The following is a 17,305-nucleotide window of genomic DNA, read 5'->3' on the forward strand; positions in this document are numbered from 1 at the left end:
CGCGGCGCACGGCAAGGCTTATTCCAATTCCATCAGGTATCGCGGCTCGAGCACAACCACCGTCGGGCGGTCCGGCAGGGTCCGCAGCGATACTTCGATTTCCGAGACACCGTCCCGGCGCACCGGGAAATCGGATCGGATATCGGCGAGGAACCGGTCCAGCGAATATCCCGAGAACCAGTGCATCGGAATGATGACCGAGCTTTTCAGCCGCTGCAGCACCGCGATCATCTCGGGCAAGGGCATGGTCGTGCCCCCGTCCACCGCCGCCATGACCACGTCCAGCCGCCCAAGGGTGGCGAACTGTTCGTCGGACGGGACATGGTGCAGATGCCCGAGATGGCCGATGCACAGGCCTTCGACCTCGAACACGAAGATCGAGTTTCCGCGCTCTTCCACTCCGCCATACGCGGACCGGATATCGGTCGATACGTTGCGCACCAGCAATTCGCCTAGGTCGAGGTAATGTTCGATGCCCTGCCCGAACTCGCCCCACCCCTGCAGCACATGCGGGATGGCCGGATCGGGATAGGCGGTCCAATGCGTGTCATGGGCGTGGTTCATCGTCACGATGTCGGGGATCAGATCCGCGCCGCCGATGAAGCCGGTGAAATCAGTCACCGCATTCAGCCCGCCGGGTGTTTGGATCAGAAAGGACGCATGCGCGACATAGCTGATCCGAACCGAGAATTCGGGCACCGGATCCTGCCATGCCGCCTGGTGCAGATACTGTATGCCGGGGGTGTTCTGGGCGATGGCGATGCAATGGCTCGGCCGACGCTCCTGCGCCGCCGCCGTCCCTGCCAGCAAGATCAGACCCGCTAAAATACTCCGCATGGTCGGAAGTCTAGCGCATCCGCGCCTCGAGTCACGTGGCGGGCCCCAGATTTCGGAAACAGTCCCGCCCACATCAGGTCCGAACGGGCCGCCTAGCCCGCGTCCGTCCGCCCGCGCCGGTCCGAGCGCAGAGATGCATAGAGCACATGGGTCCGCCAACGCCCGTTGATCTGCAGATAGGATTGCGCCACGCCCTCGTATTTGAACCCCGAACTTTCCAATAGCCCGCGAGAGGCGGCGTTTTCCGGCAGACAGGCGGCCTCGATCCGGCTAAGGTCCAGTCGGGTAAAGGCGTAATGCACCACGGCGCCGATGGCCTCGCGCATGTAACCCTGCCGGGCAAAGGCCTGCCCGGTCCAATAGCCCAGCGTTCCGGCCTGCGCCGGCCCCCGGCGGATGTTGTCCAGCGTGATGGCGCCCACCAGCATGTCATCCGTTCTGCGGAAGAGGAACAGCGGAACCGCCGTGCCGTTGGCCACCGAGCGTTGCGCCCAGTAGACACGGTTGGTGAATGATTTGCGGGTCAGATGATCCTTGGCCCAGATCGGCTCCCACGGGGTCAGATACTCGCGCGAGGCCAGCCGCAGCGCGGCCCAGTCGTTGAAGTCGGAATGCACGGGCGGGCGCAAGCTCAACCGCTCGGTCTCGAGTTTCAGCCTGCGTCTGCCCAACAGCATCACGCCGCGCGCCTCTCCTGCAGCCTCTCCAGTGTCGGCGCACCACCCACAGGCCCATAAAGCGCCAGTGCTGCCGGGGCCTGAACCGCCATCTTTTCGGCGAAGGCGCGGACGTCGGCGGTGCTGACCGCGTCGATTTTGGCCACGGTTTCCTCGAGCGGCGGAACACGGCCCCAGATCTGCACCAGCCGGGCCAGACGCTCTGCCCGGTTCGAGGGGCTTTCCAGCCCCATCAGCATCCCGGCCTTCATCTGCGCGCGGGCGCGGGCAACCTCCTCGGGGCTCATGTCCTCGGCCGCGCGCTTCATCTCGTCGATGGTGATGGTGGCCAGCTCGCCCACCTGATTGGCCGAAGTGCCGGCATAGATCGTGGTCGTTCCCGTATCGGCATAGGCGCCGGTCTGGGCAAAGATTGTATAGCACAGCCCGCGGGTCTCACGCACTTCCTGGAACAGGCGCGAGGACATGCCGCCGCCCAGCGCGGTCGAGTAGATCTGCGCGGTATAGATCTCGTCATCGCGATAGCCCGGGCTTTCCAGCGCCAGCGCGAAATGCGCTTGCTCCAGCGCCTTGTCCCGCCGCGCCTCGCCACCGGTGAACCGCGCAGCTTCCGCCGGTAACCCCTTGCGGGGTTGCAGATGGCCGAACATCTCTTCGGCCAGTTTCATCAGCTGGTCATGATCGACCGCGCCCGCCGCCGACAGGATCATCTGGTCGGGCGCATAGTGCTCGGCCACGAAGGCCGACAGGTCGTCGCGCGAAAAGGCGCTGACCCGTTCGGATGGGCCAAGGATGGGGCGGCCCAGCGGTTGGTCGCGATAGCTCTGTTCCTGCAGCCAGTCAAAGATCACATCGTCGGGCGTGTCATGCGCCTGTCCGATTTCCTGCAGGATCACGCCGCGCTCAACCTCGATCTCGCGCGGGTCGAAGACGGGGTTCAGGACGATGTCGCCGATCACGTCCATCGCCAGCGCCACGTCATCCTTCAGCACCCGGGCGTAATAGGCCGTCACCTCGCGCGAGGTATAGGCGTTGATATAGCCGCCCACATCCTCGATCGCCTCGGCGATCTGCAAAGCAGAGCGCCGCTCGGTGCCCTTGAAGGCCATATGCTCGAGGAAATGCGCGATGCCGTTCTGTTCGATCCGCTCGTGCCGCCCGCCGGCGGTCACCCAGATGCCGATGGCGGCCGATTGCAGCCCCGGCATCTGTTCGCTGACGATCCGAAAGCCGTTTGTTAGTTGGTCCAGTCTGACAGTCACTCAGCAATATGCCTTTTGATATGATCCTCGATGGCGCCCAGATCGTTGGCGATGCGGGTCACCCGTTCCGGACGTTCATACAGATCGGACATGCGCGAGGGAAGAGGCGGATGCACACCGCTGGCCTGCTCGACCGCGGCGGGGAATTTCGCCGGGTGCGCGGTGGCCAGAGTAACCATGGGCACATCGGCGGCGCGGGTGTCTTCGGCCACCTTGATGCCCACGGCGGTATGCGGGCAGACCAGCTCGGCGCTGTGTTCCAGCGTGGATTTGATCGTGGCCAGCGTTTCCTCTTCGGACACACGGCCCGAGTCGAAGCTTTCGCGCAGGGCCTCCATCGCGCCCTGGCTGACGTGGAAGCCGCCCTGTTTCAGCTCGTCCATCAACTGCGCCACGGCCCGCCCGTCCTCGCCATAGGCATAGTACAGCGCGCGCTCGAAGTTCGAGCTGACCTGAATATCCATCGACGGGCTGATCGAGGGGATGGTGTCGCCCTTGAAATAGCCCTGCCCGGACAGGCAGCGATGCAGGATGTCGTTCTGGTTGGTCGCCACCACCAGACGGTCGATGGGCAGACCCATCCGCTTGGCGATATAGCCGGCGAAGATGTCGCCGAAATTGCCGGTGGGCACCGTGAAGCTGACCTTGCGATGCGGCGCGCCCAGGCTGGTCGCGGCCGAGAAATAATAAACCACCTGCGCCAGCACGCGGGCAAAGTTGATCGAGTTCACCCCCGCCAGCTTGACCCCGTCGCGGAAGTCGAAATCGTTGAACATGTCCTTCACGGCGGCCTGACAGTCGTCGAAATCGCCATCGACGGCCAGCGCGTGCACGTTGCTGTCGGCGGGTGTGGTCATCTGACGGCGCTGCACCTCGGAGACGCGGCCATGCGGGAACAGGATGAACACATCGACCGCGTCCAGCCCCCGGAACGCCTCGATCGCGGCCGATCCTGTGTCGCCGCTGGTGGCGCCGACGATGGTAACACGTTCGCCCCGCCTCTTCAGCGCCACCTGGAACAGCTGGCCGATAAGCTGCATGGCGAAATCCTTGAAGGCCAGCGTGGGCCCGTGGAACAGCTCCAGCAGAAAGTGGTTCTCGTTCAGCTGCTTCAAAGGCGCGCGGGCATCATGGCCGAACCCGGCATAGGCGCGGGCGATGATCTCTTTGAATTCGTCCCCGGCGAACGAGCCGCTGACATACGGCCACATGACGCGGAACGCGATCTCTTCATAGGGCAGCCCGGCAAGCGCGGCGATCTCGTCCTGACTCAGAACCGGAATCTCGGCAGGCAGGTACAGGCCGCCGTCGCGGGCCAGACCGGTCAGCATCGCCTCTTCAAAGCTCAGTTCGGGCGCCTGCCCGCGGGTCGAGATATATTTCATTGCGCGTCACTTTCTGATGGGGCGCGGCCGCGCCACAGGAAATATCCGGTCATTGCGGCCCAGACCAGCGCCAGGCCGAACCATGTCACCGCGTATTGCAGATGGTCGTTGGGAATACCCGCCGTATCCACCGGCAGCGGCGTGATGGCGGGATCGGTCTGGCTGCGGGCAACCAGTAGGATCGGTTCGGCCCCAAGCGCATCGGCCAGCGCGGGCACGTCGCGGGCAAACCAGATGTTGCCCGCCCGGTCCGGATCGGGGGTATAGCTGTCGATCTCATCGGGCCAATGCAGATTTCCGACAACCTGCATGGGCCCGATCTGGCGTTCGGCCTGCTTGGCCGTTGTGGGCACAAAGCCCCGGTCCACAAGGATCGTGCGATCACCAGTTCGGAAGGGCGCGATGATCCGATAGCCCGGCCCGACCTGTTTGACCGAAACCAGTACATGGATTTCGCCGGGCAGCATCTCGCCCGATACTTCGACGGGCAGATAACGGTCGGCTTCGGGATCGACCGCCTCGGGCAGCGGCACCGGATCGGCGGCGATCCGGGCTTCGATGTCGGCCAGAATGCCCTCTTTCCACGCCAGACGCTGAACCTGCCAAGTGCCTAGAGACACAAGAACCGCCAGCCCGGCGAGCCCGAAAATCAGCAGAAACAGGATGCGGCGCATGTATGGCCCTTGTTGCGTGTCATAGCGGCTCGGGGTCAAGCCGGCGTCTTGTTACGGTCTGTGCGCAAGGAAATGCAACCTTGCAATTGTACGGGGCGCAATCCCTTGCGCCCCTGATCGAGAAAAAGCCGCCCCGAGGGGCGGCTTTTGCAATTCGACAGCCTCGCGGGGCGTTACATCAGCGGTGCCTGACCCCAGATGTAGACTGCGAAGAACAGGAACAGCCAGACAACGTCGACAAAGTGCCAGTACCATGCGGCCGCCTCAAACCCGACGTGTTTCTCCGGGGTAAAGTCGCCACGCAGCGCGCGGATCAGACAGACCGTCAGGAAGATGGTGCCGATGATCACATGTGCGCCGTGGAAGCCGGTTGCCATGAAGAAGTTCGAGTAGAACTGATCGCCGCCGAACTCCCACCCTTCGTGGGCCAGCAGCTCGTAGTATTCGAAGGCCTGCAGGAAGGTGAAGGCGATGCCTAGGACGATACCGATCGCGAGACCCTGAATCAGCGCCTTGCGGTCGTTGTCGTGAACCAGCGCGTGGTGCGCCCAAGTGATCGCACAGCCCGACAGCAACAGAACCAGAGTGTTGATCAACGGCAGGTGGAACGGGTCCACCGCGTGGATGTCAGGCTGGATGTATTCGGTGCCGGCATAGTCGTACATCGGATACATGCGATGCTTGAAGAACGACCAGAACCAGGCGAAGAAGAACATCACCTCGGACATGACGAACAGGATGAACCCATAGCGCAGCCCGATCCGGACCACCGGGGTGTGATCACCCGCGCGGCTTTCGGCCACGACCTCGGACCACCAGGCAAACATCGTGTAGAGAACCGCCACAAGACCACCCCAGAACACGAAGGAGGTCATGCCGTGCATCCAGAGAACGGCTCCGAACAGCATGACGAAGCCACCGATCGCGCCGATCAGCGGCCAGATCGAAGGTGCCAGAATGTGGTAATCGTGGTTTTTTGCGTGTGCCATCAGCGTCCCTCACCTACAGGCGTTAGTTCGTGTTTGTTTCTGCCTGCGCATCCAGGGCGGCATAGCCCTCGGGCAGGTCTATTTCATAGAATGTATACGACAGCGTGATCGTATGAACATACTGTGCTTCGGGGTCTTCCACCATTTCGGGGTCGACGAAGAAAGTTACGGGCATCTCGACGCGTTCGCCGGGCTCCAGAACCTGCTCCTCAAAACAGAAACATGCGATCTTCTGGAAGTATCCGCCGGCGGAATAGGGCGTCACGTTGTACGATGCCTGTCCCGCAACCGGCTTGTCGGTCGGATTGTATGCTTCGTAAAAGGCCAGACCGGTCTCACCGATACGCACCTTCATCTCTCGCTCGACGGGTTTGAATTCCCACGGCATGTCCTTGGCCTTGGAGGCGTCGAAGCGAACGGTCACCACCCGGTCGAGGATATCGTCGGGCGTGGCCTCGGCAACGCCGGTGGTGCCCCCGAACCCGGTGACCCGACAGAACCAGTCGTAGAACGGCACGGCCGCCCAGGCCAGGCTGCCCATCAGAACAACCAGACCAACGGTCTGTGCAACGGTCTTCTGCGGTCCGCTCAAAGCCATCAGTTCTGAACCTCCTCGCTGGGCACGCCGAAATCGCTGCCCGAGACCTTGACGATGGTCAGGCCGAAGATGATCACGATGAACGCCGCCAACGTCAGCCCGACACCCAGGTTGCGGCCGAAGCGACGCTGGTGCAGCTCATGGCTTTTGCGCAGGCTCATGACCAGCCTCCCAACCCGTAGGGTTTCAGCAGCGCCTCGGCGAGGATCGCGCCGAAATGCAGGAACAGGTACAGCAGCGACAGCTTGAAAAAGCTGCGCTCGACCTTGAAATTGTCCGCCTCCGCGTCGTCTTCGGTGCGGCGCGAGATGGCCCATGCCCCCCGCAGGAACAGAGCGTTCAACACCACGGCAACAGCGAGGTAAATCGGCCCACCGATGCCCGAGAACGCCGTGCCCACGGCCAGCAGAGCCAGCAATGCGGTATAGACCAGAATATGGGTCCGCGTGGCGCGGCGTCCATGCGTTACGGTCAGCATCGGCACGCCGGCGTCGTCATAATCCGAGCGCATGAACAGCGCCAGCGCCCAGAAATGCGGCGGGGTCCACATGAAGGTCAGGGCAAACATCAGCCACGTCTCGAGCGTCATCGAACCCGTCGCGGCAACCCAGCCGATTACCGGCGGGAAAGCGCCCGCGGCGCCTCCGATCACGATGTTCTGCGGCGTCAGGCGCTTGAGCCACATCGTGTAGATCACGACATAGAAAAAGATGGTAAAGGCCAGAAACGCGCCCGCGAACCAGTTGGTCGCCAAGCCCAGCATGATCACCGACAGACCCGACAGGGCCAGGCCCAGCGCCATCGCCTCGCCGGGCTCAACCTTGCCCGACGGGATCGGACGGCCCTTGGTGCGCTTCATAACCTTGTCGATATCCGCGTCCCACCACATGTTCAGCGCGCCCGAGGCGCCGCCACCGATGGCAATGAACAGGATGGCGCAAAAGCCGACGAACGGATGTACCGGCACAGGGGCGGCCAGCAGACCCACCAACGCGGTGAATACGACAAGCGACATCACCCGCGGCTTGAGCAGGGCGAAATAGTCGCCAAAGCCGGCCTCGTCCGCACGGGATTGTGCGGCAAGTGTGCTGGCATTGATGCTCGCGTCGGTCATGTCAGGTCCTTGTGGTGCGAAAGCTGCGCGAAACCCGCGCAGCCTGTCCTTGGTTTCGAACGGGCCTCAGGCCCCGGGATCGTCAGTTCGACGCGATCTGGAACGATGCCGGCTGGCCGGCGTATTCGTCCAACGCGCCCTGCAGCCATTCCTGATAGGCTTCTTCGCTGACGACTTTGACGGTGATTGGCATGTAGGCGTGGTCCTTGCCGCACAGCTCGGAGCACTGGCCGAAGTAGATGCCTTCCTTGTCGGCCTGGAACCACAGCTCGGCCAGGCGGCCCGGAACGCCGTCCTGTTTGACGCCAAACGCCGGGATCGTCCATGAGTGGATCACGTCGGCCGCCGTGACCTGCATCACAACCACCTTGTTGACGGGAACCACGACTGCGGTGTCGGTGGCCAGCAGCCACTCATCCTCGCTGTAGCCGGCATCGGCCAGCTTGGCACGCATCGCATCGTCCAGAACGAACGGGGTTACATCCGCATCGGCGGGGCGTGCACCTTCGTCCAGGGTGGCCGGGTGACCCAGCAGGTAGCTGTCGAACGCAAAGTCGTGATCGACATATTCATAGGTCCAGTACCACTGGTTGCCGGTCACCTTGATGACGACATCACCCTCGGGGATTTCCTGCTGCTTGAACAGCACCGGCAGCGAGAACGCTCCGATGAAGACCAGGATCAGGATCGGGCCGATGGTCCAGGCGATCTCGACCGGAGTGTAGTGCGAGAACCGCGCCGGGGTCGGGTTTACACGCTGGTTGTAGCGCACGATGCAGTATACCAGCAGGCCTGCGACCAGCAGACAGATCGCGGTGATGATAACCAGAATCATACCGTCAAGGCGGTGAATCCCTTCGGCCAGGCTGGTGGCCGCCGGCTGGAAGCCCATGCCGCCGTCGACCGGCTTGCCGATGATCTCAAGGTCCTGAGCCATGGCGGGAAGGCTGGAGAGGGCTGCGAACACCCCCGAAAGCATCAAAGCATTCTTCATTTTCTGTCCTGATCGTTTGATCTTTGCGTCTCTGGCGAACAGGTGTGAATCGGTCACACCTCTCCCGTTGTCTTTGGCCGCGTTAAAAACCATATTCCGGGAGGTAGATAAAGCAAAATGCTTGCGTCAAACAGACGCTATTTTTGATCTGGATCAAACGCGAAAGGCCGCAACCCATGACTCAAGCCCCGTTTCGTCCGTTCGAGACCGCATTGCCGCATGACGAGGCGCTGGCCGTACTGCGCTCGGCCACCGCCGGGGCCGAAGACGGCGAGCTGTTTGTAGAGCGTCGGAAATCCGAAACACTTGCCTTTGACGATGGGCGCCTGCGCACCGCATCTTACGATGCGTCCGAGGGATTCGGGCTGCGTGCAGTGCAGGGTGATGTGGCCGGTTATGCCCACTCGACCGATGTATCAATGCCCTCGCTGAAACGTGCTGCGGAAACCGCCCGGCTGGCGGTTGGTGACGGAGGAGGCACTTTGGCCGACGCGCCAAGGCGCACAAACAAACAGCTTTATACGGATGCAGACCCGATCGATTCCGCCAGCTTCCCGGTCAAGGTCGAGACTCTGCGCGAAATCGACGGATTTGCGCGCGATCTGGACCCCAGGGTGGTCCAAGTCAGCGCCGTGATCGCCGCGTCCGTGCAAGAGGTCGAAATCCTGCGCCCCGATGGCACCATGGTACGCGACGTTCGTCCGATGACGCGCCTCAACGTGTCGGTCATCGTCGAACAGAACGGTCGGCGCGAAAGCGGATCGGCCGGCGGTGGCGGCCGCGTTGGTCTGGACGGCCTGATTGACCCGTCCGATTGGCAGGACAAGGTCCGAGAGGCGCTGCGCATTGCTTTGGTCAACCTTGACGCAATTCCCGCTCCGGCAGGCGTGATGGAAGTTGCACTGGGCCCCGGCTGGCCCGGTATCCTGCTGCACGAGGCCATCGGGCATGGGTTGGAAGGAGACTTTAACCGCAAGGGGAGTTCGGCCTTTGCCGGGCTGATGGGGCAGCGGATCGCCTCCAAGGGCGTGACCGTGGTGGATGACGGGACGATCCCGGATCGTCGCGGCTCGATCACCGTAGATGACGAAGGCACGCCCAGTTCGCGCACTGTGCTGATCGAAGATGGTATCCTGACCGGCTACATGCAGGACCGGCAGAATGCGCGCCTGATGGGCGTGTCCCCCACCGGCAACGGGCGCCGGCAAAGCTATGCGCACAAACCGATGCCACGCATGACCAACACGATCATGCTGGGCGGCGATGCCAACCCGGCGGATCTGGTGGCCGAGATCAAGGACGGCATCTGGGCCGTGGGTTTCGGCGGCGGTCAGGTCGACATCACCAACGGCAAATTCGTGTTCAGCTGCACCGAGGCCTACCGGGTCGTGAACGGCAAGATCGGCGCGCCGGTCAAAGGCGCAACGCTGATCGGCGACGGTCCTTCAGCGTTGAAACGTATCCGGGGTCTGGGCAACGACATGGCCCTGGATCCCGGCATGGGAACCTGCGGCAAGGACGGTCAGTGGGTGCCCGTGGGTGTGGGTCAGCCTACGGTGCTGATGGAGGGGCTGACGGTCGGAGGATCCGCCGCCTGATGCGAATCGTGTGCTTGCGGCCGGCACCATGGTTAATCCGTGCTGCCGGCCACAAAAGGAATGAACCGTAGCGCATCGAAAACGAAAGCCTGAGAAAAGTTATTACTTTCAAAGATTTGCGCGCCTATTCCGCGAAACCCACACTGGAACACGCTAAAATTTTCTGCGATTCACAAGCTGTTAACCCGTCACGCCGTAAACCAGTTCTGCAATCAGGCGGAGCGACGGATGACCGAAGAGCAGCTTTCTTCCAATCACCCCCCACTCCCACCCACCACGGAAGAGGACCGGTTTTCCTGGCTTCGCCTGTTGCGCTCGCGCAAGGTTGGCCCGGCAACGTTCCGGCGCCTGATGCACGAACATGGCTCGGCGCAGAATGCGCTGGCCGCGTTGCCGGAATTGGCACGCGCTGCCGGAATTGAAGGGTATGAAATATGCCCGCCCGGCGTCATCGAGGCGGAACTCAAGGCCGCAAAAGCCGCCAAAGCGCGGCTTTTGTGCCTTGGGGCCGCCGACTATCCTATGGCACTGACCGATCTGAACGATGCCCCTCCTCTGCTTTGGGCAATAGGCGACGTTTTGGTGCTTCAGCGCCCGATGATCTCGCTTGTCGGCGCCCGCAACTGTTCGTCCTTGGGAACCAGGATGGCGCGGGCTCTGGCGGGTGGTTTGGGTGAGAGTGGCTATGTAGTCGTCTCCGGCCTGGCCCGCGGCGTCGACACCGCCGCGCATCTGGCTACGCTGCAAACGGGAACCGTTGCGGTCATGGCTGGTGGCGTCGACATCATCTATCCGGCGGAAAACAAGGAACTGGCGCGCGACATCGCAACCAGAGGGCTGCGCATCTCCGAACAACCAATGGGCGTGACCCCGCAGGCACGCCACTTTCCTCGCCGCAACCGGATCATATCGGGTCTGTCTCAGGCCGTCGTCGTCGTCGAGGCTGCCGCCAAGTCCGGCAGCCTCATCACGGCACGCGACGCACTGGACCAGGGACGCGAGGTTCTTGCCGTGCCCGGCCATCCGTTCGACGCCCGCGCCGCCGGATGCAATCTTTTGATCCGTGAAGGCGCCACACTGGTACGCTGCGTGCAGGATGTGATCGACGCCCTGCCCCCGCAGCCGCGCAGCGCGCTGGAACCTGCCCCCGACACGGCGCCCGCCGCGCAGACAATCACTCCTCCCGAGACGCTCCACGCCCGAATCCTCGAACGGTTGGGGCCTTCGCCCTTGGCCGAGGACCAATTGATCCGGGATGTCGATGCGCCCGCCAGCGTGATCGGCCCCGCTTTGACCGATCTGGAGCTGGATGGATTGATCCGTCGCCAGCCGGGCGGGTTGCTGAGCCTCGCCGTCTGATCTGCCGAGGTGGTTCCAACCCGGACAAACGGTCTCAATTAGGCCGGATTTCGGACCTTTCAGACTGTGCATTGACAAATCCATCTTGCCCTACACATTTTGCACGGCCATAGAAGGCGCCCAACCCGTCGAGCGAGGTTTTTAACTAAATGCCTGTAGTTGTTGTAGAATCCCCGGCCAAAGCAAAAACAATCAATAAATACCTTGGCCCCGACTACACGGTCCTGGCCTCTTACGGACATGTTCGCGACCTTCCTCCGAAGGATGGATCGGTGGATCCCGACCACGAGTTTTCGATGACTTGGGAGGTCGGCACGGACAGCCGCAAGCACGTCAAGGCCATCGCCGACGCGCTCAAGGACGACAACGCGCTGATCTTGGCAACCGACCCCGACCGCGAGGGCGAGGCGATCAGTTGGCACCTGCAGGAGGCGCTTACCAAACGTCGCTCGATCAAGAAGGATACGGCCGTCAGCCGTGTGACGTTCAACGCCATCACCAAGGATGCGGTGACCAAGGCGATGCAGAACCCGCGCGAGGTGGACATGCCTCTGGTCGAGGCGTATCTGGCCCGGCGCGCGCTGGACTATCTGGTCGGCTTCAACCTGTCGCCGGTTCTGTGGCGCAAGCTGCCCGGCGCAAAATCGGCCGGGCGCGTGCAATCGGTCTGCCTGCGCCTGATCGTCGAGCGCGAGATGGAGATCGAGGCGTTCAAGCCCGTCGAATACTGGTCGATCAAGGCGCTGTTCGAAACGCCGCGCGGCCAGACCTATGAGGCGCGTCTGATCACGCTGGCCGGCAAGAAGCTGGACAAACATGACATCGCCAACGCCACGCAGGCCGAACTGGCGGTGCAGGCCATCACCAGCCGCGCACTGAGCGTGACCTCGGTCGAAGCGAAGCCAGCCGCGCGGAACCCCAGCGCGCCGTTCATGACCTCGACCCTGCAGCAGGAAGCCAGCCGCAAATTCGGAATGGGCGCCCGCCACGCGATGCAGGTGGCCCAGCGTTTGTACGAGGCCGGACACATTACCTATATGCGAACTGACGGCATCGACATGGCACCCGAGGCGGTCACCGCCACGCGGGACGCGATCAAGGACCGGTTCGGTGCCGAATACGTGCCGGACAGCCCACGCATGTACAAGAACAAGGCCAAGAATGCGCAGGAAGCGCACGAATGCATCCGGCCCACGGACATGACCAAGGATGCGGCCGCCCTGAAACTGTCGGATGACGATCAGCGCAAGCTGTACGATCTGATCTGGAAACGTACGATCGCCTGCCAGATGGCTGCCGCGCGGCTGGAACGCACCACCGTCGAAATCGGCAGCGATGACGGTCAGGTGGGCCTGCGCGCCACCGGTCAGGTCGTGCTGTTCGACGGCTTCATGCGCGTCTACGAGGAAGGCCGCGACGATGTCGAGGACGAGGATGACAAGCGCCTGCCCCAGATCACGCAGGGTGATCCGGCGCGCTTTGCCAAGACCACGCTGAAGGATCAGTTTGACAAGGCCACCGCCGACGGCGCGGACAAGAAGGCCATCCTGTCGGACAACCAGGCGGTTCTGGCGCTGCAACACCACACCCAGCCGCCGCCGCGCTATACCGAGGCGACCCTGGTCAAACGGATGGAGGAGCTGGGCATCGGGCGACCCTCGACCTATGCCTCGATCGTCACCACGATTCAGGACCGCGGTTACGTCCGCAAGGACAAGAACCGCCTGATCCCCGAGGAAAAGGGCCGGATCGTCACGATCTTCCTGCTGAATTTCTTCCGTCAGTATGTGGGATACGAATTCACTGCCAACCTCGAAGAGCAGCTGGACGAGGTGAGCGCCGGCGCCCGCGACTACAAGGACCTGCTGTCCAAGTTCTGGCGCGATTTCTCGGCCGCGATCGCCGAGACGTCCGAGCTGCGGATTTCGGAAGTGCTCGACAAACTGGACGAGGCGCTGGCCCCGCAGCTTTACCCCCCGCGCGAGGATGGCTCGGATCCGCGCATCTGCCCCAAATGCGGGGTCGGACGGCTGCACCTGAAAACCTCGCGGACCGGCGGATTCGTGGGCTGCGGGAACTATCCCGAATGCACCTATACCCGCCCCATCGCCGGTGAAGGTGCCGAGGGCGAGGAACGTCTGCTGGGCATGGATGGCGAGGATGAGATCTGGCTGAAATCCGGACGCTTCGGCCCCTATGTCCAGCGCGGCGAAGCCACGCCCGAGAACAAGAAGCCGCCGCGCGCCTCTTTGCCCAAGGGTTGGAGCAAGGATGACATGGACCTTGAGAAGGCGCTGACCCTTCTGAGCCTGCCGCGCGAGATTGGCGAACACCCCGAGGGCGGCATGATCAGCGCCAATTTCGGGCGCTTCGGTCCCTATATCATGCATCAGCTGCCGGATGAGGCGAAGCCGGTCTATGCCAACCTCAAGGACCCCAACGACGTGTTCGAGATCGGCATGAACCGGGCCGTCGAACTATTGGCGGAAAAGCGCGCCAACCCCGGGCGGCGCGGGCGGGCTGCGGCCAAACCGCTGAAAGAGCTGGGCGAGCATCCCGATGGCGGCGCGATCCAGGTTCTGGATGGGCGCTATGGGCCTTACGTGAAGTGGGAAAAGGTCAACGCGACCCTGCCCAAGGACATCAAGCCCGAGGACGTGACGCTGGAAATGGCGGTGGAGCTAGCCAATGAGAAGGCGGCCAAGAAAGGCACCCGCAAAAAGGCCGCGCCCAAGAAGAAAGCCACCAAGAAGAAAGCCAGCTGATCCCGGCCCCTGCGGGCGGTTAGGTAGAAATACCACCCGCCCGCAGGTTTCATTGACTTCCCAATGACGTGGCGGCACAACCTGCCCATCACCATGTCATTGGGGGAGTTTTCCATGAAGAAAGTCTATGCCAATGCCACCGAGGCCCTCGATGGGATACTTCGGGATGGCATGCTGATCGCGGCCGGCGGGTTCGGCCTGTGCGGCATTCCCGAATTGCTGCTGCAGGCGATCAAGGAGTCGGGCGTGAAGGATCTGACCTTTGCCTCGAACAACGCGGGCGTCGACGATTTCGGCATCGGCATCCTGCTGCAGACGCGGCAGGTCAAGAAGATGATCAGCTCGTATGTCGGCGAGAACGCCGAGTTCATGCGCCAGTACCTGTCGGGCGAGCTTGAGCTGGAATTCACCCCGCAAGGCACCTTGGCCGAGCGCATGCGCGCCGGTGGCGCGGGCATCCCGGGCTTCTACACCAAGACCGGCGTCGGCACCGTAATCGCCGAGGGCAAGGAGCACAAGGAGTTCAACGGCGAGACCTACATCCTCGAGGAAGGGATCTTTGCCGATCTGGCCATCGTCAAGGCATGGAAGGCCGACGACACCGGCAACCTGGTGTTCCGCAAGACCGCCCGCAACTTCAACGTGCCGGCGGCGACCTGCGGCAAGATCTGCGTGGCCGAGGTCGAAGAGATCGTGCCGCGCGGTTCGCTGGACCCCGACTGCATTCACCTGCCCGGCATCTATGTGCACCGGGTCATTCAAGGTCAGCACGAAAAGCGCATCGAACAGCGCACCACCCGCAAGAAGGAGGAAGCGTAATGCCCTGGGACCGCAATCAGATGGCCGCGCGTGCCGCCGAGGAACTGGAAGACGGCATGTATGTGAACCTCGGCATCGGGATTCCGACGCTGGTGGCGAACTACGTGGGCGACAAGGATATCACCCTGCAGTCGGAAAATGGCATGCTGGGCATGGGCCCCTTCCCCTATGAGGGCGAAGAGGACCCCGACCTGATCAACGCCGGCAAGCAGACTATCACCGAACTGCCCCGCACGGCCTATTTCGACAGCGCTACGTCCTTTGCCATGATCCGCGGCGGCAAGATCGCGGCGGCGATTTTGGGCGCGATGGAGATCGACGAGAAAGGCGATCTGGCCAACTGGATGATTCCGGGCAAGCTGGTCAAGGGCATGGGCGGCGCCATGGACCTGGTGGCCGGGGTCGGACGGGTCATCGTGGTGATGGACCACACCAACAAGCACGGCGACAGCAAGGTGCTGAAGGAATGCACCCTGCCGCTGACCGGCAAGGGCGTGGTTGACCGCATCATCACCAACCTGGGCGTGCTGGACGTGGTCGAAGGCGGCCTGAAGATCGTCGAACTGGCCGATGGCGTCAGCGAAGAAGAGATGCGCGCGGCGACCGAGGCGACCATCGTCAGCTGATTTCTGAGCAAACAGAGAAACCGAAAGGCCCGCCAATCGGCGGGCCTTTTTCAATTCATGGACTGAAAGACGCACCCGTCGGAAATCAGCATCGGAGGAGTGGCACACAACGCTCGGGCCACCTGGAAGGCGGCTAGAACTTTGGGGACATAGTCGCGCGTTTCAGCATAAGGCGGGACGCCATTGTGCTTTCGCACCGCGCCTTCACCGGCGTTGTATCCCGCCAGGACGAGAATCGGGTCGTCGTTGAACTCACCCATCAGCCAATCGAGGTACTTCACGCCGCCGGCGATATTCTGTTCCGGCAACATGCTGTCGGTCACGCCGAACCGCTTGGCTGTGGCAGGCATCAGTTGCATCAAACCCTGTGCTCCGGCGGAGCTGACGGCAGTGGGGCGACCGCCTGATTCAACGGACATGACCGCAAGGACCAGCGCTGGCGACACTTTTGTTCCTACGGTCGTACGGAGAATATCGACCCCGCGCTGCTCGACGATCTTCTGAAGGTTCTGCAGCCGCGGAGATGAAATCTGGGTCGCCGCCAAAGCCTGCAGGGCTTCGTCAAGGCGGCCGGGGCCGGCTCGGGTCATATCCGGCGATACCTTTTCCCAGAACGCCTTGTACGCGCCCTCAGGGGTCTTTTTCTTCATTATGTCCGGAAAGGCCGCCGGAGGGACTTTGGTCCGGGCTATGATATCGGGCACGACCAAATCGGGGCCCGTGCTGGGCGCTGAAGGTGCTGATGCGTGTTCTTGCGGACTGATCTGAACCGTCACTCGCGGGCGTTCCCCCGCTTTGGGAGCCTTGATCCGTTTGTAAACGCCGCGTGGCTCGATATCCGCAGCAGGTGCCGGAGCCGCCACGGCAACCAGCAACGCCAAAACGCCGGCGCATGTCAGTGCGTCCCGGAAAATCATTTCTGCCTGCCTCATCTGTTCTTTTGAGTTGATTTGATACGCGAATCTTCCCGCAAGGCCAGAAAAACAAAGCGAATTGGGGCGGTTTTGCCTCATTTGGCGCAATTTTGCACCGCCGAAACAGCACAGCGGGTTGGTGTGGGAAATTTTTTATTATTTATTTCAATAGATTACCAGATTAGTGACCAAAAAGTTAAGCCTGAGGCAAAAAATTCGTTGTTTGGCCCAATTCCTGCCACGCACGAGGGGCAAACATAGTGCCATACCGAGACGGTCATGAGCCGACTGAGAGATGAAGCTCTGAAAGACCCCGAGGTTTTATTGACTTTTTGATCCTTTAGGAGGGACGTAACATGATCAAGTTCATCAAGAACTTCCGCAAAGACGAAGACGGCGCCGTAACTGTTGACTGGGTCGTTCTGACCGCAGCCGTTGTTGGCCTGGCAGCCGTTGCTTACCAGCAGATCGAAGGCGGCGCGACCGGCCTGGCAACCGACGTTTCCAGCGCCCTGACCAGCGCAACGATCAGCACCGGTTCGAACTCGGCAGCTGGTGGTATCACCACCGCCGGCAGCAACTAAACTGACTTCATCCCAATCGGGATACAAGGCCGCGCCTGAGGGCGCGGCCTTTTCCTTTGAAGCAAGACAGACGCTGCGCATCGGATTTCGGGCGCCGGGCCAAGCATGGC

At 62.2% G+C, this 17,305-nt stretch carries 17 protein-coding genes; 6 read left to right on the plus strand and 11 right to left on the minus strand.

Annotation, left to right across the window (positions count from 1 at the left end):
• Positions 1–18: 18 nt before the first annotated feature.
• The 10 genes from ACR0JC_RS06400 to coxB form a co-directional block, all read right to left on the minus strand.
• On the minus strand, positions 19–837 hold the full coding sequence (locus tag ACR0JC_RS06400) for an MBL fold metallo-hydrolase (protein ID WP_170337935.1): 819 nt from the start codon (positions 835–837) through the stop codon (positions 19–21).
• A gap of 92 nt (positions 838–929) precedes the next feature.
• Positions 930–1,514 (minus strand): GNAT family N-acetyltransferase, encoded by a 585-nt coding sequence (locus ACR0JC_RS06405; protein WP_093962743.1) that lies wholly within the window; start codon positions 1,512–1,514, stop codon positions 930–932.
• Positions 1,514–2,776, minus strand: a complete 1,263-nt coding sequence (locus tag ACR0JC_RS06410; RefSeq protein WP_480763522.1) for a M16 family metallopeptidase — start codon at positions 2,774–2,776, stop codon at positions 1,514–1,516. The genes ACR0JC_RS06405 and ACR0JC_RS06410 overlap by 1 nt, the downstream gene beginning before the upstream one ends.
• Positions 2,773–4,161, minus strand: a complete 1,389-nt coding sequence (gene thrC / locus ACR0JC_RS06415; protein WP_170390640.1) for a threonine synthase — start codon at positions 4,159–4,161, stop codon at positions 2,773–2,775. The genes ACR0JC_RS06410 and thrC overlap by 4 nt, the downstream gene beginning before the upstream one ends.
• Positions 4,158–4,835: an SURF1 family protein gene (locus ACR0JC_RS06420; protein ID WP_170358202.1), complete on the minus strand. Its 678-nt coding sequence runs from the start codon at positions 4,833–4,835 to the stop codon at positions 4,158–4,160. Before ACR0JC_RS06420 ends, thrC begins: the two co-directional genes overlap by 4 nt.
• Before the next feature lie 173 nt (positions 4,836–5,008).
• On the minus strand, positions 5,009–5,824 hold the full coding sequence (locus tag ACR0JC_RS06425) for a cytochrome c oxidase subunit 3 (RefSeq protein ID WP_093962747.1): 816 nt from the start codon (positions 5,822–5,824) through the stop codon (positions 5,009–5,011).
• A gap of 22 nt (positions 5,825–5,846) precedes the next feature.
• Positions 5,847–6,422, minus strand: coding sequence for a cytochrome c oxidase assembly protein (locus ACR0JC_RS06430; protein WP_093962748.1), 576 nt, complete (start codon positions 6,420–6,422; stop codon positions 5,847–5,849).
• Positions 6,422–6,583, minus strand: coding sequence for a hypothetical protein (locus tag ACR0JC_RS06435; RefSeq protein ID WP_170337538.1), 162 nt, complete (start codon positions 6,581–6,583; stop codon positions 6,422–6,424). The genes ACR0JC_RS06430 and ACR0JC_RS06435 overlap by 1 nt, the downstream gene beginning before the upstream one ends.
• Positions 6,580–7,536, minus strand: coding sequence for a heme o synthase (cyoE, locus tag ACR0JC_RS06440; protein ID WP_170337929.1), 957 nt, complete (start codon positions 7,534–7,536; stop codon positions 6,580–6,582). The genes ACR0JC_RS06435 and cyoE overlap by 4 nt, the downstream gene beginning before the upstream one ends.
• 82 nt (positions 7,537–7,618) lie before the next feature.
• Positions 7,619–8,530, minus strand: a complete 912-nt coding sequence (gene coxB / locus ACR0JC_RS06445) for a cytochrome c oxidase subunit II (RefSeq protein ID WP_170337536.1) — start codon at positions 8,528–8,530, stop codon at positions 7,619–7,621.
• A gap of 176 nt (positions 8,531–8,706) precedes the next feature.
• Between coxB and tldD the strand changes: the two genes are divergently transcribed.
• From tldD to ACR0JC_RS06470, 5 genes are all read left to right on the plus strand, one after another.
• Entirely contained in the window at positions 8,707–10,128 is a 1,422-nt protein-coding gene (tldD, locus tag ACR0JC_RS06450) for a metalloprotease TldD (RefSeq protein WP_170337926.1), read from the plus strand.
• A gap of 228 nt (positions 10,129–10,356) precedes the next feature.
• Positions 10,357–11,487 (plus strand): DNA-processing protein DprA, encoded by a 1,131-nt coding sequence (dprA, locus tag ACR0JC_RS06455; RefSeq protein ID WP_170337924.1) that lies wholly within the window; start codon positions 10,357–10,359, stop codon positions 11,485–11,487.
• 149 nt (positions 11,488–11,636) lie between these two features.
• On the plus strand, positions 11,637–14,252 hold the full coding sequence (topA, locus tag ACR0JC_RS06460) for a type I DNA topoisomerase (RefSeq protein WP_170337922.1): 2,616 nt from the start codon (positions 11,637–11,639) through the stop codon (positions 14,250–14,252).
• Between the two features lie 114 nt (positions 14,253–14,366).
• On the plus strand, positions 14,367–15,071 hold the full coding sequence (locus tag ACR0JC_RS06465) for a CoA transferase subunit A (protein ID WP_040634234.1): 705 nt from the start codon (positions 14,367–14,369) through the stop codon (positions 15,069–15,071).
• Positions 15,071–15,697, plus strand: coding sequence for a CoA transferase subunit B (locus ACR0JC_RS06470; RefSeq protein WP_170337920.1), 627 nt, complete (start codon positions 15,071–15,073; stop codon positions 15,695–15,697). Before ACR0JC_RS06465 ends, ACR0JC_RS06470 begins: the two co-directional genes overlap by 1 nt.
• A gap of 50 nt (positions 15,698–15,747) precedes the next feature.
• Here the strand turns inward: ACR0JC_RS06470 and ACR0JC_RS06475 are convergent, their stop codons facing one another.
• Positions 15,748–16,629 (minus strand): lytic transglycosylase domain-containing protein, encoded by an 882-nt coding sequence (locus ACR0JC_RS06475; RefSeq protein ID WP_254430689.1) that lies wholly within the window; start codon positions 16,627–16,629, stop codon positions 15,748–15,750.
• Positions 16,630–16,967: 338 nt separating this feature from the next.
• Between ACR0JC_RS06475 and ACR0JC_RS06480 the strand changes: the two genes are divergently transcribed.
• The gene (locus tag ACR0JC_RS06480; protein ID WP_093962753.1) at positions 16,968–17,195 is read left to right on the plus strand and encodes a Flp family type IVb pilin; all 228 of its coding nucleotides are present in this window, start codon (positions 16,968–16,970) and stop codon (positions 17,193–17,195) included.
• Positions 17,196–17,305: the final 110 nt, after the last annotated feature.

This window comes from Ruegeria sp. CH5, assembly GCF_056537025.1.

What these genes read in the sequence shown, in the direction of transcription:
- ACR0JC_RS06400 (WP_170337935.1), bottom strand. Translation starts at nt 837, where the DNA reads ATGCGGAGTATTTTAGCGGGTCTGATCTTGCTGGCAGGGACGGCGGCG.
- ACR0JC_RS06405 (WP_093962743.1), bottom strand. Translation starts at nt 1,514, where the DNA reads ATGCTGTTGGGCAGACGCAGGCTGAAACTCGAGACCGAGCGGTTGAGC.
- thrC (WP_170390640.1), bottom strand. Translation starts at nt 4,161, where the DNA reads ATGAAATATATCTCGACCCGCGGGCAGGCGCCCGAACTGAGCTTTGAA.
- ACR0JC_RS06420 (WP_170358202.1), bottom strand. Translation starts at nt 4,835, where the DNA reads ATGCGCCGCATCCTGTTTCTGCTGATTTTCGGGCTCGCCGGGCTGGCG.
- ACR0JC_RS06425 (WP_093962747.1), bottom strand. Translation starts at nt 5,824, where the DNA reads ATGGCACACGCAAAAAACCACGATTACCACATTCTGGCACCTTCGATC.
- ACR0JC_RS06430 (WP_093962748.1), bottom strand. Translation starts at nt 6,422, where the DNA reads ATGGCTTTGAGCGGACCGCAGAAGACCGTTGCACAGACCGTTGGTCTG.
- ACR0JC_RS06435 (WP_170337538.1), bottom strand. Translation starts at nt 6,583, where the DNA reads ATGAGCCTGCGCAAAAGCCATGAGCTGCACCAGCGTCGCTTCGGCCGC.
- cyoE (WP_170337929.1), bottom strand. Translation starts at nt 7,536, where the DNA reads ATGACCGACGCGAGCATCAATGCCAGCACACTTGCCGCACAATCCCGT.
- coxB (WP_170337536.1), bottom strand. Translation starts at nt 8,530, where the DNA reads ATGAAGAATGCTTTGATGCTTTCGGGGGTGTTCGCAGCCCTCTCCAGC.
- tldD (WP_170337926.1), top strand. Translation starts at nt 8,707, where the DNA reads ATGACTCAAGCCCCGTTTCGTCCGTTCGAGACCGCATTGCCGCATGAC.
- dprA (WP_170337924.1), top strand. Translation starts at nt 10,357, where the DNA reads ATGACCGAAGAGCAGCTTTCTTCCAATCACCCCCCACTCCCACCCACC.
- topA (WP_170337922.1), top strand. Translation starts at nt 11,637, where the DNA reads ATGCCTGTAGTTGTTGTAGAATCCCCGGCCAAAGCAAAAACAATCAAT.
- ACR0JC_RS06465 (WP_040634234.1), top strand. Translation starts at nt 14,367, where the DNA reads ATGAAGAAAGTCTATGCCAATGCCACCGAGGCCCTCGATGGGATACTT.
- ACR0JC_RS06470 (WP_170337920.1), top strand. Translation starts at nt 15,071, where the DNA reads ATGCCCTGGGACCGCAATCAGATGGCCGCGCGTGCCGCCGAGGAACTG.
- ACR0JC_RS06475 (WP_254430689.1), bottom strand. Translation starts at nt 16,629, where the DNA reads ATGAGGCAGGCAGAAATGATTTTCCGGGACGCACTGACATGCGCCGGC.
- ACR0JC_RS06480 (WP_093962753.1), top strand. Translation starts at nt 16,968, where the DNA reads ATGATCAAGTTCATCAAGAACTTCCGCAAAGACGAAGACGGCGCCGTA.